The sequence below is a fragment of the Arthrobacter sp. NPDC080031 genome, assembly GCF_040702485.1.
Lineage (GTDB): Bacteria > Actinomycetota > Actinomycetes > Actinomycetales > Micrococcaceae > Arthrobacter.
The window spans coordinates 35,545-48,759 of the sequence record NZ_JBFBLA010000008.1; the positions used below are offsets into that span (position 1 = coordinate 35,545).

Genomic DNA, 13,215 nt, shown 5'->3' on the forward strand with positions numbered 1-13,215 from the left:
TAGCCCTTTAGGAGACCAACCATGCTGCTCATCAGCTGCCCCAACTGCGGGCCACGAGACGAAACAGAATTCCACTACGGCGGCCAGGCCCACGTGCCCTATCCGGAAAACCCGGACGCGCTGACGGACCGGCAGTGGGCCGAGTACTTGTTCTACCGCGACAACACCAAAGGCGCCTTCGCCGAACGCTGGGTCCACAGCACCGGTTGCCGCCAATGGTTCAACATGCTCCGCGACACCTTCAGCTACGACATCCAGGCCATCTACAAGATGGGCGAACCGCGCCCTGACATGGAACGCCCTGATGTGAACACCTCAGCAGCCACCACTCCGGAAGGAGCCACGAAGTGACCCCGCACAACGCCCGCCTCGCCACCGGCGGCCGCATCGACCGCAGCATCTCCTGGCGGTTCACCGTGGACGGCCAGGAATACACCGGGCACCCCGGAGACACGGTAGCCTCAGCACTGCTGGCCAACGGGCGCATCAACGTCGGCAACTCGCTCTATGAGGATCGGGCCCGCGGAATCATGTCCGCCGGAGTGGAAGAATCCAACGCCCTGGTCAAGGTGGCCGCCCGTTTCCCGGGCCACGTTGCCGAGTCGATGCTTCCCGCGACCACCGTGTCCCTTGTGGACGGGCTCAGCGTCGAGTTCCTGAACGGCCTGGGCAAGCTGGACTCCAACGAGGACCGCGCCGAGTACGACAAGAAATACGTCCACACCGATGTCCTGGTGGTTGGCGGCGGCGTTTCCGGCCTCGCGGCAGCCCGTGAGGCGGTCCGCACCGGCGCCCGGGTCATCCTGATCGATGACCAGCCCGAGCTCGGCGGCTCGCTGCTTTCCGGTTCCACTGCACCGGATCTCGCCGAAGTCATCGAAGGCAAGCCGGCACAGGAATGGATCGCCGACGTGGAGGCCGAACTCGTTTCCGCCGCCGAATGTACTGTCCTCAACCGCACTACGGCGTTCGGCTCCTACGACGCGAACTATGTGATCGCGGCACAGAACCGTACGGACCACCTCGGCAGCCCGGCGGCGGACGGCGTCTCCCGCCAGCGTATTTGGCACATCCGTGCCAGGCAGGTGGTCCTGGCGCCCGGCGCCCATGAGCGTCCGCTCGTCTTCGAGAACAACGACCGGCCCGGCATCATGCTGGCCTCCGCTGTCCGGAGCTACCTCAACCGGTACGCTGTCGCTGCCGGGCGCCGGGTAGTCATCGGCACCACGAACGATTCGGCCTACCTGCTGGCCGCGGATCTGCTGGCCGCGGGTGTCAAGGTCGCCGCCGTCGTCGATGCCCGCCCGAAGCTCAGCGACACAGCGGCAGCCGCCGTCGAAAGCGGCGTCCGCGTCCTCGTCGGCAGCGCCGTCGCCGATACCTCCGGCGCGGGGGAGAACGGCCGGATCGACGGCGTCACCATCCGCAGCCTTAACGACGACGGCGAAGTCACCTCGGGCGTCGAACGGCTCGCTTGCGATCTGCTGGCGGTGTCCGGTGGCTGGAGTCCCGTGGTCCACCTCCACAGCCAGCGCCAAGGTAAGTTGCGTTGGGACGATGACCTGGCCGGCTTTGTGCCGAGCTCCGTCGTCAAGGACCAGCACGTGGTCGGCGCCGGACGCGGAAGCTACGGGCTCGCGGACTGCCTGGGAGAAGGCGTATCCGCCGGTGCCGCGGCTGCGATCGCCGCCGGGTTCAGCTCCGAGACGGTGCCTGCCGAGATCAAGGCGCCGGTAGCCTCCGCCCCCACCCGCCAGTTGTGGCTCGTGCCCGGGCAGAGCGGAAACGCGGGGGAGTGGCACCACCATTTCGTTGACTTCCAGCGCGACCAGTCGGTGGCCGACGTGCTCCGTTCCACCGGGGCCGGCATGCGCTCGGTGGAACACATCAAGCGGTACACCTCCATCAGCACCGCCAACGACCAGGGCAAGACGTCCGGCGTCAACGCCATCGGCGTGATCGCCGCGGCCCTCAAGCAGGCCGGCGAGGCACCCGCCGGCGAGGCGGGCGCCGTAGGCAGTTGCGGCATCGGTGACATCGGAACCACGACCTACCGGGCGCCGTTCACGCCGGTCGCCTTCGCGGCCTTGGCGGGACGCAAGCGCGGCGAGCTGTTCGATCCTGCCCGCGTCACCTCCATCCACCCTTGGCATGTTGCCCAGGGAGCGCTCTTTGAGGACGTCGGCCAGTGGAAGCGCCCGTGGTACTACCCGCAAGCGGGCGAAGACATGGCCGCCGCCGTGCTCCGCGAGTGTGCCGCAGTCCGCGAATCGGTGGGCTTCATGGACGCTACCACCCTCGGCAAGATCGAGATCCGTGGCAAGGACGCCGGTGAATTCCTGAACCGCATCTACACCAACGCTTTCAAGAAGCTCGCCCCCGGCTCGGCCCGCTACGGGGTCATGTGCACCCCGGACGGCATGATCTTCGACGACGGCGTGACCCTGCGCCTCGACGAGGGCCGCTACTTCATGACCACCACCACCGGCGGCGCTGCCAAGGTCCTTGACTGGCTCGAGGAGTGGCACCAGACCGAGTGGCCGGAACTCGACGTGGTGTGCACGTCGGTGACTGAACAGTGGACGACGATTGCCGTCGTCGGGCCCAAATCCCGTGCGGTGATCGCCAAAGTTGCTCCGCAACTGGCGGCCGACGGCGGGCTGGACGCCAAAGCTTTCCCGTTCATGACGTTCCGCGAGACCACGCTGGCCTCCGGAGTCCAGGCACGGGTTTGCCGGATTTCGTTCTCGGGTGAGCTTGCCTACGAAATCAACGTTCCGTCCTGGTACGGGCTCAACACCTGGGAAGCCGTTGCTGCGGCAGGGGCCGAGTTCAACATCACTCCGTACGGCACCGAGACCATGCACGTGCTGCGTGCCGAGAAGGGCTACCCGATCGTCGGGCAGGACACGGACGGCACCGTCACCCCGCAGGACGCCGGGATGGAATGGATCGTTTCCAAGGCAAAGGACTTCATCGGCAAACGTTCTTACAGCCGCGAGGACGCGGTCCGCACGGACCGCAAGCACTTGGTCAGCGTCCTCCCGGCTGACGGTTCGTTCCGCCTTCCGGAAGGCACCCAGCTCGTGGAAAAGGGGATCCCGGTCAACCCGGCCTACGGCCCCGTGCCGATGCAGGGCTTCGTGACCTCGAGCTACCACAGTGCCGCCTTGGGCCGGTCCTTCGGCCTGGCACTGATCACGAACGGCCGCAACCGGATCGGCGAGACCCTGGTGGCCTCCGTCGGCGACCAGTTGCTGGACGTCGTTGTGGGAGAAACCGTACTTTTCGACGCTGAAGGGACCCGTAAAGATGGCTGAAACAGCAACCCCCGCAAACCCCGAGACGCTGCGTGCGGCACGCCGCAGCCCGGCTTCGCACCTGGCACCGTCCTTCGAGTCCGGTTCCGTGGCCGGAACCGCCGCGTTGAAGGAAATCCCGTTCCAGACCATGGTGGGGATCCGGGTTGACCGGGCGTCCGACGCCGGAGCCCGCCTCGCGTCCGTGACCGGCGGCCTGCCGGCCGCATGCGGTGAGATCACCGGGAGTGAAAGGGCCACCACCTTGTGGTTGGGCCCGGACGAATTCCTGGTGGTCGCACCCGAAGAGGCGCACGATTCCCTGGGCGGAGACCTGGTCCGCGCACTGGTGGAGGCCCTGGGCGAGGACCCTGGCCAGGTGGTGGACTTGTCCGCCAACCGAACCACCTTCGAGCTGTCCGGCATCCGTGCCCGCGACGTCCTGGAAAAGGGCTGCTCCCTGGACCTGCACCCACGCGCCTTCCGCACGGGAACCGCCCTGGCCACGGAAATCGGCAACATCCCGGCGTTGCTGTTGAAGACCGGCGAGGACAGCTTCCGGATCTTCCCACGGGCTTCGTTCGCCGACTTCCTGGGCCGCTGGCTGCTTGACGGCATGAGGGAATACGCCTCTCCTGAGGTGCCCTGATGGCACTGAGCGTGCTTGACCTGTTTTCCATTGGCATCGGGCCGTCGTCCTCGCACACGGTCGGCCCGATGCGGGCGGCAAAACAGTTCACCGACGGCCTGGAATCCTCCGGGCAACTCGCGGCAACGGTGCGCGTCCAGGCCGAGCTTTTCGGCTCGCTGGGCGCCACCGGCCGCGGCCACGGCTCGGACAAAGCCGTGGTGCTGGGACTCCAAGGCCAATCGCCGGAAACGGTGGACACTTCCACCGCCGACGACCAGGTCGCCGCGGCTGCCCTGGACGCTGAATTGCGGATAGCCGGACACCACCGCGTGGACTTCAACTGGGACGAAGACGTGGTCCTGCACCGGCGCAAATCCCTGCCTGCCCACCCTAACGGCATGACCTTCCGGGCCCTCGACCACGCCGGGAGAGTGCTGCGGGAGCGCAGCTACTACTCGATAGGCGGCGGTTTCGTGGTGGACGGTGATGCGTCCGGCAGCGACAAAGTCGTTGCTGACGACACCGTTCTGCCTTATCCCTTCAGCACCGCGGACGAGCTCCTGGCGATCTGCGCACGGGAGGACATGTCCATCTCCGATGTCATGCTCGCCAACGAGCTTGTGTGGCGCAGCGAGGCCGAACTTCGCGAGCGGCTCCTGCAGATCTGGGCGGTCATGCGCGAATGCGTGGACAACGGCTGCGCTGCGGAAGGAATCCTGCCGGGAGGCTTGAAGGTGAGGCGACGGGCGCCGTCGTTGTTCAAGACCCTCGCCGCCACCGACGCCGGTCTGCAGGGTTCAAGCTCGGCAGACCCGCTGCTCGCCATGGAATGGGTGAACCTGTTCGCGCTCGCCGTGAACGAGGAAAACGCCGCGGGCGGCCGCATCGTCACGGCACCCACCAACGGTGCGGCCGGCATTGTGCCCGCGGTGCTGCACTACTACACGAAATTCGTGCAGGGAGCAGACGACGACGGCGTGGTCCGCTTCCTGCTCGCGGCGGCCGCCGTCGGGATCCTGTTCAAGATCAACGCGTCCATTTCCGGTGCCGAAGTCGGCTGCCAGGGTGAGGTGGGCTCCGCGTGTTCGATGGCCGCCGCCGGTCTGTGCGAGGTCCTCGGCGGCACTCCCGAGCAAGTGGAAAATGCCGCAGAAGTGGGTATCGAGCACAATCTGGGCCTCACGTGCGATCCCGTAGGCGGGCTGGTGCAGATTCCGTGCATCGAACGCAACGCCATCGCCAGCGTGAAGGCCATCAACGCCGCCCGCCTTGCACTGCACGGCGACGGCAGCCACAAAGTGTCCCTTGATAAAGCCATCAAAACCATGCGAGAGACAGGAGCGGACATGAAAAGCAAGTACAAGGAGACCTCCCGCGGAGGCCTCGCCGTCAACGTAGTGGAGTGCTAGCCATGACTGTCACACAAAATGAAACCGCCGAGTCGGCCGTGCCGGCTACCACCGTTGAGCATGTCCTGACGCTCGATTGCCCGGAAACGCGGGGGATTGTGCACGCCGTCTCCGGATTCCTCCTGGAACACGGCTGCGACATCATCGACAACAAGCAATTCGACTCCCAACTGGATCACCATTTCTTCATGCGGATCCACTTCGCATCGGATGGGGATCAGTCGACCATCGACTCGCTGCGGGAATCCTTCGCGCCCGTTGCCGAAAAGTTCGGCATGCGCTGGCAGCTCCAGCGCCACGGTGCCAAGCGGAGGGTCCTGATCATGGTCTCCAAGTTCGAGCACTGCCTCAACGACCTCCTGTTCCGGGCCCGCATCGGGGAACTGCCCATCGACATTGTGGGGGTCGTCTCCAACCACCCTGACCACAGGCGGACGGTCGAATGGCACGGCATTCCGTTCTTCCACGTGCCCGTCACACCGGACACGAAGGCGGCGGCTGAAGGACAGCTTCTCGATCTCATCGATCGCCTGGACGTCGAGCTCGTGGTCCTGGCCCGCTACATGCAGGTCCTCAGCGACGATCTTGCCCGCAAGCTCGATGGCCGGGCAATCAACATCCACCACTCGTTCCTCCCCAGCTTCAAAGGTGCCAAGCCGTACCACCAGGCCTACGCGCGGGGCGTCAAGACCGTGGGTGCCACTGCGCACTACGTCAACGGCGAGTTGGACGAGGGGCCGATCATCGCCCAGCAAGTGGTGGAAGTGGACCACACCTTCGGTCCGGACGACCTGGTGGCGGCCGGGCGCGATACCGAGTGCAAAGCACTCAGCAACGCCGTCCGCTGGCACTGCGAAGGGCGCGTGATCCTGCAAGGCAGCAGGACGGTGGTGCTGAAGTAAGGCGTGGCGGCCCGACCCATTGCGGGCCGGGCCGTCCTCGCATATGGTTGCATTTGCCGGTCAGCCGGCAAAACATTGGGGGGCGAGGTACTCGCCATTTTGAAAGGCGCGTACATTCGTGGTCCGTCGACAAGGCGGCATAATAGCCGCTTGCTTTTTTGCCGTCACAGCAGTCGCAGGAGTAGCTGTCCCTGCCCATGCCGTTGATCCAGTCATTACCATCGATCCAACGCCTGCGTGGGCGCAGATCTATGCCAATAACCCGCCGGTGCAGATTCCGTCGTCGGCGACGAGCCTTGACGTGAAACTCCCGTCGGACGCTTCCGCTGTGCTCGGCAAGAGCGTGGACAGCACGCTCCAGTACCGGGTGTACAACACTGAGGACAACACGGCAACGCCGCTTCTTTCCGGCACCGCCGTGGCCGATTCCTCAACCCTCCACGTGTCTATCCCGATCCCGCAGGGCTTGGCGGGCCTGACCCCGGGGTCCATGCAGTATTGTCATGACGCCACGGGGAACTGTGCCAGCACCTCCGTCCCGGCCCAGGCCTATTCCGGGTTTGTCGTAGCGGTCCTGGGGACGCCCATCGCGCCGGGAAACGGCGGGATCTTCGTCCAGAGCGGGTTGACGGCGGGAGGGCCGGCCGGGTCATCGACCGTTTCGATGGACCTTGGCCTTCCGCAGGCCCTGCCGCTGACCTTCTTCATCCAGAAGGACTCCACCACCTCGCTGGCTTCCTACACGGACAAGCTGATCTTCCGCAGCGTACCGGGGTATTTCACCTCCGGCCCGGACAAGACCTGGACGAACGCCTTCCCCTACGGTTACTTCTGGAAGTCAGGCTCTCCCGGAACCAGTATTAATGCCCAGGTGAACTACAGCGCCGACGGAAGCAAGGCGATCGCGACGGTGCCTACTGGCTCCATCCCGCAGGTGTGTTCCACGCACCCGGAATATTTCGTCATGGGTGTCGCAGATGGCGCGATCGACGCGGCGCGATATGCCCTCGCCAAGGTCGCTCTCGGATCCCCGCAGTGTACTCAGCGTTTCTCCGACGTCCCCACGAACAGCGCGTTCTACCGCGAGATCCAGTGGCTCGCGAACCAGGGCATCACCACTGGCTATCCGGACGGAAGCTACGGGGCGACTCTCGCCGTGCACCGGGACGCCATGGCCGCCTTCCTCTATCGCCAGGCCGGCTCGCCCGCCTGGACGCCGCCCGCAAACTCACCATTCGTGGACATGGCGCCCAATTCCGCGTTCTACAAGGAAGTCACGTGGCTGGCGTACTACGGCATCACCACGGGCTGGGTGGACCCCAACAACGGGCACCGAAGCTTCCGCCCGGGTGACAACATCAACCGGGATGCCATGGCAGCCTTCCTCTACCGCTTCAGCGGATCACCCAGTTGGACCGCCCCGGGAGCGTCACCGTTCAACGACATCACCCCGAACTCGCCTTTCTACAACGAGATCACCTGGCTCGCCGCGGCCAAGGTCAGCACGGGTTACGGCGACGGGACGTTCCGGCCCTTGAGTGCGGTCAACCGTGACGCCATGGCCGCGTTCCTTTACCGCTGGCAGACAGCGTGGTACCTGGGCACCCAGTAGAAGTAAGCGGACTAGAGCCGGGCCAGGCGGGTTGCCAAGTGAAGCGCGGCCAGCCGGCCCGTTCCCCGCGGGTCGCCGCCGCACAGCTCGAAAATCCGCTGGAGCCGGTGGTGCATCGACTGCCTTTCCAGGTGCAGATCCCGCGCCGCTTGCGCAGTGTTGCACCCCGTATCCAGCCATACCGCCAAGGTCCGCATCAGTTCCGAGCGCCGCTGCTCGTCGTGCTCGACGACGGCGCCGAGCTGCCGCCGCACGAATCCCTCGCGGGTTGCCGCGTCGAGGCTTCCTTCCGCCAAACGCTCGACCGCGAAGTCCTCGGCGTCGACAACACCCGGGCCGGTTCCCGTACCAGGCATGAGCTCAAGCGTCCGGCGCGCCTCTGCCAGCGACCAGGGCGCCTCGCCGATTCCCTGCGCCAGCGGACCCACGGCCATGACCGATCCGTCGGGGACCTCCAAAGCCTCAAGTGCTTGGATGAGCGCGATGCGCGAAGCCACTGCCGTGGGGTGGGGGAGCGCGGCCAAAGCGATCAATTCGGCGTTGTCCGCATAACTCGCGCTTTGTGGAACCTCGTCATGCAGGATGCCGTCGAGTTGTGTCCGGAGCTGTCCCGCCGCTGGGGAACGCACCACGACGGCGGCTACCGGACCGCTGACCAGGAACCCCGAGGCTGGTCCCAATTGCTGGAGTCGCCATGACTGGGTGCCCGAACTGACGGCCCGCATGAGCTCGATGCCGGCAAGTTCCTTCAGGCCGGGTGGCATGCGTTGCAGCAACGCCAAGCCGAGGATATCGACGCACCGCTCGCCGGCCACCCGCGCAAGGTTTGCGTCGCCGTCGTCGGGCACTTCCAACTCCAGGCGGGCTGCCAGCACGCCGCGGACGGGCACATCGACTGTTGTGGCGGTGCTGGGACCTGGCTGGCCGGCGGCCGTTGCGCTTCCCAAAGTGATGCCCGACGGCGAGACGAGCCTTGCGTCGGCACCCGTCCGGCTGGCCAGAACGGCGAGGAGCTGATCCAGTCCGCCTCCGTGCGCGAGCTCCGCCGCCATGGCATGGCTCGTTTCGTCGCCGAACTGCAATTGCGCCACCGATTCGCTGACCAGCAGCGAGTTGATCGCCTGCATGATGCCGACGAAGGGGGCCACTTTGCACAACTCGATGATGGGCAGCCCGGCCGCTTGGCCGGCGTCGAGCATGGACTCCGGTATCGCGGGCAGCTCGGGGCCCGTTTCGATGGCCAGAGCTGTGATGCCGCGGGCCGCGAGTTGGCGGACGTAATCAACGCGCCGCTCGTCCGAAGCAGTAGCGAGAGCCTGACCGCCGCTTAGAAGCAGCTCGCCGCCCCGCAGCAGCGGCGCGATGTCCAGCACTTCGCTCGAGTGGACCCAGCGGAGCTGCCGTGAGAGGGCCTCGGGCACATCGGTCCGCAGGACTGGTTCAGCGGCCTTCAGGCTTTCGTGTTCGAAAGCGTCGGCAAGAAGCAGCGACATGACACTCCGTAACTAATTTCTGGGATCTATTGTACACATCGTGTCTTGTTGCTGTGATCTGGGGCACATACATTGAAGGAGTCCCTTTCCTACACGGAGGATCCCCCAATGCACGAGAACTTATCCACTGCGACGCCTGGGGCTGCAACGGCGCAGACCGACGTCGAACAGAACCTGCAGTCCATTCCAGAATCGGCGCGTACCCGCAGCGTAGCGGGCCAATTCTGGATCTGGGCAGGCGCAAACCTTGCCCCCATCAACTGGGTCCTCGGTGCCCTCGGCGTCCAGCTTGGACTGGGCTTTGCCGACACCGTCACCGTCCTGGTGGTAGGAAACCTCATCGGCATGGCACTCTTTGGACTGTTTGTCCTCCTGGGGCAACGGACCGGAGCCACCGGCATGGTCCTTGCCCGGGCTGTCTTCGGCCGCCGCGGCAACTATCTCCCGAGCGCCATCCAGGCACTCCTCGGAATCGGTTGGTGCGCCGTCAACACCTGGATCATCCTGGACCTGGTGATGGCACTCCTCGGCAAGCTCGGCATGGTCGATCCGGAGCAGCCCAATGTAGGCCCCAAGATCCTGGTGGCCTTCCTGATCATGTCCACCCAGGTCACCATCGCCTGGTTCGGCTACAAGGCCATCGCGGCTTTCGAGAAGTGGACCGTCCCGCCCACCATCGTGGTGCTGATCGCCATGTCCGCCGTAGCCTGGTTCGGCATGAACATCGATTGGGGCTACGCGGGCCCTCCCGGTGCTGTCCTTGAAGGCGGCGACCGAATCGCTGCCATGACCACCGTGATGACGGTCATCGGGATCGGCTGGGGAATCACCTGGTTCACTTACGCGGCGGACTATTCACGCTTCGTCAGCAAGTCCGTCCCCAAGCATAAGGTTTACCTCGCCTCGGTTTTCGGCCAGTTCCTCCCGGTGGTGTGGCTCGGCATCCTCGGCGCCAGCCTTGCCACGAAGAGCGGCACGGCCGACCCCGGCCACCTCATTGTCGACAACTTCGGCGTCCTTGCGGTCCCGGTGCTCTTCCTGGTCCTGCACGGTCCCATCGCGACGAACATCCTGAACATCTACACCTTCTCGGTGGCTGCCCAGGCCTTGGACATCAAAGCCAAGCGCCGTTCCTTGAACCTCTTCGTCGGGATCCTGGCACTGGTCGGCGTCGTGTTCTTCATCCTGCAGTCGGACTTCGCCTCGACCCTGAGCACTTGGCTCGGCGGGCTCGTGGCGTGGGTCGCCGCGTGGGGTGGCATCATGCTGGTGCATTACTTCTGGGTGGACAAGCGTAGCCCCGCGGCAGTGGACCGGCTCTTCGACCCCGTGGGCACCCGTCGGCTACCGGCCTTCAACTGGGCCGGGATCACCGCGCTCCTTGTGGGCATCTTTGCCACCTGGCTGTTCATGTACGGCGTCCTGCCGATCATGCAAGGCCCCATAGCCACGGCCATGGGCGGGATCGATTTGTCCTGGCTGGCAGGCGGACTTGTTGCCGCGGCAGTTTACGGCGCACTGGGCCCGCGGGTTCATGCCCGATACCTTCCGCTGCCGTCCGCCGACGCAGTGCCTTCCGCCGATGGGTCGGCGCAGCCCCTTGCGGAAGACGCCGCCAATCTGGTCAACGACTGAGAGGAACCCCGATGACCACCAACGCTTTTCCTGATGAGGCACACTCGGTCACGTGGCCGGAAAATTTCAAGGCCGCGGCATCCTTCACGTTCGACGTCGACGCCGAATCCTGCACCATCGCCCACGATCCCACCAGCACCAGACGCATGTCCCTTATGAGCCACCAGTCCTACGGCCCAAGGGTCGCTGTTCCGCGGCTCCTGAAGATCCTCGAGCGCCAAGAGATCCAGGGGACCTTCTTTATCCCGGGTTTCACAGCGGAAAGCTACCCTGACGTGGTGCGGCGGATCGTCGACGGCGGCCACGAAGTCGCCCACCACGGCTACCTCCACGAACCCATGCAGGGAATCGACGCCGCCACCGAGGCCAGCTACCTGGACCGCGGGCTCGAAGCCCTCGCGAAGGTAGCCGGGGTCAGGCCGGTCGGCTACAGGGCGCCGTGGTGGGAGTTGAACTGGCATTCGCCAGCGCTGCTCGCGGACCGTGGTTTCCTTTACGATTCAAGCCTGCTCGACGGCGATGCCCCCTACCGCATGGCGGTTGCCCCGGACGATTCACTGGAGATCGATTCACGGGCCATTGATTCACGGGACATTGATTCCCGGGACATCGTGGAGATCCCCGTGGATTGGGCCCTGGACGATTGGGAACAATACGCGTTCTACCCGGGAGTAACAGGAAGCGGCGTTATCGAGAGTCCTTCCAAGGTCTTGGAGATGTGGACCTTGGAAGCCGAGGCCCATCACGCCCAAGGCAGTTGCTTAGTCTTGACCAACCACCCGTTCGTCTCCGGCCGTCCATCCAAGGCCGTCGCCTTGGAGCAGCTGATCGAACGCGTCAAAGCCATGGACGGAATGTGGGTGACCACCTTGGAACGGATCGCCGAACACACCAAGGCCACCGTCAACGAAATCCACAGCCACGCCCGGATCGACGTCCCGTCCTACCCGGGCGCAGGAGCCAGTTTCAGGCCCGCCCGTCTGCTGGAAACACTCCAAGGTAGGGACATGTCCAGCGCTCCGCGCCCATTCCCTTTGAGCATGCCCAGCCTTGGCCAGGAGCAGTGGACATAGCGCTCATAGCCCGTTGAGCATGCTCAGCCTTGGCCAGGAGCAGTGGACATAGCACTCATATGTCCACTGCTGGGGCTGAAGGGTGAGCATGTCCCGTGGGGGTGGGCATGTCCCGTGGGGGTGGGGAGGGTCAAGGGTGGGCATGTCCAGTGGTGGGTGGGCAGGGTTAAGCGTGGGCCAGAGCGAGGGGAGGGCCTGAACTGGGCTACAGGTCGCTCCGGCACGGGGCGGTGTGGAGTTTGAAGAGTCCGTTCAGGTCTCCGGCCGCCAAACCATCGGGGGCACCGATCTCCGGGTACATGAGCTGGATTGGATCTTCTACGTGGTCAAGGCCCACCACGTGGCCAAGTTCGTGTTGAATCACCGCGGAGACGTAATGGGCGCCGCCGGAGACGCCCAGCAGCTCCGTGGTTTGCGGGGCGTCCAGGTCCAGGCTTCCCGAGACGTAACTCTTGGGTCCGGTGCCGAAGCTGTACATGGTGCTGCCGCCGGTGCCGATGACGGTTCCGGTCAAGGCCGGAGCCGCTTCGGGAGTGGTCCAGGAAATCAGGAGGGGTGCCCATCGATCTCCGTAGAGCGCGGGCTGGTAGGGCTTGCGCTTCTCGGAGGGGTTTTCCGTGGTGGTGCCGTCGTCGACGAATTTGAGGCCTGTGGCGTCGGCGATCTTGGCGATGGCGTCGGCGATGAGCCCTTCGGATCCGGCCGGGGCTAGGGCAGCGTTGACCACGTAGTGCAATGGCCGGCATGGAGAATAGCCCACCGGCGTGCCGTCGGCGTTGGTGGCCAGGAACTTGTAGGAGTTGCTGGCCACGGCAGGCTTGGCGGGGGAGCCGAGCGGGTGCCCGGCTTCTTCCAGGCCAGGCGGCGGGGTATCCGGCGCACGGGCCGCCTTTCGTGGACCTTGCCCGGAAGCCGCGTCCTGCCCGGGGCTGCTTGCCGTGGCATGGGCGGACGGGGCCAGGTTCGGAAGCAAGCCGGTGATGCCGGGGTCGCCCCGGAGGAATCCACTGACAAGCACGGCTACGGCAGCGACCGCCGCCACCACCATCAGGTTTCGGACCAGGGCGAGAACGGTATTGGCGCGCTTGGGCGGCGGGCCGCCGTCGTACCCGTAATTTGAATGCAAGTCTTCCCCCAAGTCCCTCACCTGCGCCCCGTTGC

Annotated in this window: 10 protein-coding genes; 8 read left to right on the plus strand and 2 right to left on the minus strand. The window is 65.2% G+C overall.

Features of this window, described 5'->3' with window-relative positions:
* Positions 1–21: 21 nt before the first annotated feature.
* From AB0323_RS08395 to AB0323_RS08420, 6 genes are all read left to right on the plus strand, one after another.
* Positions 22–351 carry a sarcosine oxidase subunit delta gene (locus tag AB0323_RS08395; protein WP_366176905.1) on the plus strand — a complete coding sequence of 110 codons (330 nt, stop codon included), beginning with the start codon at positions 22–24 and terminating at the stop codon, positions 349–351.
* Entirely contained in the window at positions 348–3,320 is a 2,973-nt protein-coding gene (locus tag AB0323_RS08400) for an FAD-dependent oxidoreductase (RefSeq protein WP_366176906.1), read from the plus strand. The genes AB0323_RS08395 and AB0323_RS08400 overlap by 4 nt, the downstream gene beginning before the upstream one ends.
* Complete coding sequence (locus tag AB0323_RS08405) at positions 3,313–3,948, plus strand: sarcosine oxidase subunit gamma family protein (protein ID WP_366176907.1); 636 nt, start codon at positions 3,313–3,315, stop codon at positions 3,946–3,948. The genes AB0323_RS08400 and AB0323_RS08405 overlap by 8 nt, the downstream gene beginning before the upstream one ends.
* Positions 3,948–5,339, plus strand: coding sequence for an L-serine ammonia-lyase (locus AB0323_RS08410; protein ID WP_366176908.1), 1,392 nt, complete (start codon positions 3,948–3,950; stop codon positions 5,337–5,339). The genes AB0323_RS08405 and AB0323_RS08410 overlap by 1 nt, the downstream gene beginning before the upstream one ends.
* 2 nt (positions 5,340–5,341) lie before the next feature.
* Positions 5,342–6,241, plus strand: coding sequence for a formyltetrahydrofolate deformylase (gene purU, locus AB0323_RS08415; RefSeq protein ID WP_366176909.1), 900 nt, complete (start codon positions 5,342–5,344; stop codon positions 6,239–6,241).
* Positions 6,242–6,359: 118 nt separating this feature from the next.
* Complete coding sequence (locus tag AB0323_RS08420; protein WP_366176910.1) at positions 6,360–7,853, plus strand: S-layer homology domain-containing protein; 1,494 nt, start codon at positions 6,360–6,362, stop codon at positions 7,851–7,853.
* 11 nt (positions 7,854–7,864) lie between these two features.
* Here AB0323_RS08420 and AB0323_RS08425 read toward each other — a convergent pair whose 3' ends face one another.
* Complete coding sequence (locus AB0323_RS08425; RefSeq protein ID WP_366176911.1) at positions 7,865–9,346, minus strand: PucR family transcriptional regulator ligand-binding domain-containing protein; 1,482 nt, start codon at positions 9,344–9,346, stop codon at positions 7,865–7,867.
* A 108-nt stretch (positions 9,347–9,454) separates the two neighbouring features.
* On the opposite strand from AB0323_RS08425, the gene AB0323_RS08430 reads away from it, so the two are divergent.
* A complete protein-coding gene (locus AB0323_RS08430; RefSeq protein WP_366176912.1) occupies positions 9,455–10,981 on the plus strand; it encodes a cytosine permease in 1,527 nt (508 codons plus the stop codon).
* A gap of 11 nt (positions 10,982–10,992) precedes the next feature.
* Complete coding sequence (locus tag AB0323_RS08435) at positions 10,993–12,054, plus strand: polysaccharide deacetylase (protein ID WP_366176913.1); 1,062 nt, start codon at positions 10,993–10,995, stop codon at positions 12,052–12,054.
* A gap of 205 nt (positions 12,055–12,259) precedes the next feature.
* On the opposite strand, the gene AB0323_RS08440 is transcribed toward AB0323_RS08435, so the two are convergent.
* Positions 12,260–13,102 carry a matrixin family metalloprotease gene (locus tag AB0323_RS08440; RefSeq protein WP_366177017.1) on the minus strand — a complete coding sequence of 281 codons (843 nt, stop codon included), beginning with the start codon at positions 13,100–13,102 and terminating at the stop codon, positions 12,260–12,262.
* Positions 13,103–13,215: the final 113 nt, after the last annotated feature.

Bases quoted from the DNA above. Each gene is read 5' to 3' on its own strand.
- purU (WP_366176909.1), top strand. From the start codon at position 5,342: ATGACTGTCACACAAAATGAAACCGCCGAGTCGGCCGTGCCGGCTACC.
- AB0323_RS08430 (WP_366176912.1), top strand. From the start codon at position 9,455: ATGCACGAGAACTTATCCACTGCGACGCCTGGGGCTGCAACGGCGCAG.
- AB0323_RS08425 (WP_366176911.1), bottom strand. From the start codon at position 9,346: ATGTCGCTGCTTCTTGCCGACGCTTTCGAACACGAAAGCCTGAAGGCC.
- AB0323_RS08395 (WP_366176905.1), top strand. From the start codon at position 22: ATGCTGCTCATCAGCTGCCCCAACTGCGGGCCACGAGACGAAACAGAA.
- AB0323_RS08410 (WP_366176908.1), top strand. From the start codon at position 3,948: ATGGCACTGAGCGTGCTTGACCTGTTTTCCATTGGCATCGGGCCGTCG.
- AB0323_RS08440 (WP_366177017.1), bottom strand. From the start codon at position 13,102: ATGGTGGTGGCGGCGGTCGCTGCCGTAGCCGTGCTTGTCAGTGGATTC.
- AB0323_RS08435 (WP_366176913.1), top strand. From the start codon at position 10,993: ATGACCACCAACGCTTTTCCTGATGAGGCACACTCGGTCACGTGGCCG.
- AB0323_RS08405 (WP_366176907.1), top strand. From the start codon at position 3,313: ATGGCTGAAACAGCAACCCCCGCAAACCCCGAGACGCTGCGTGCGGCA.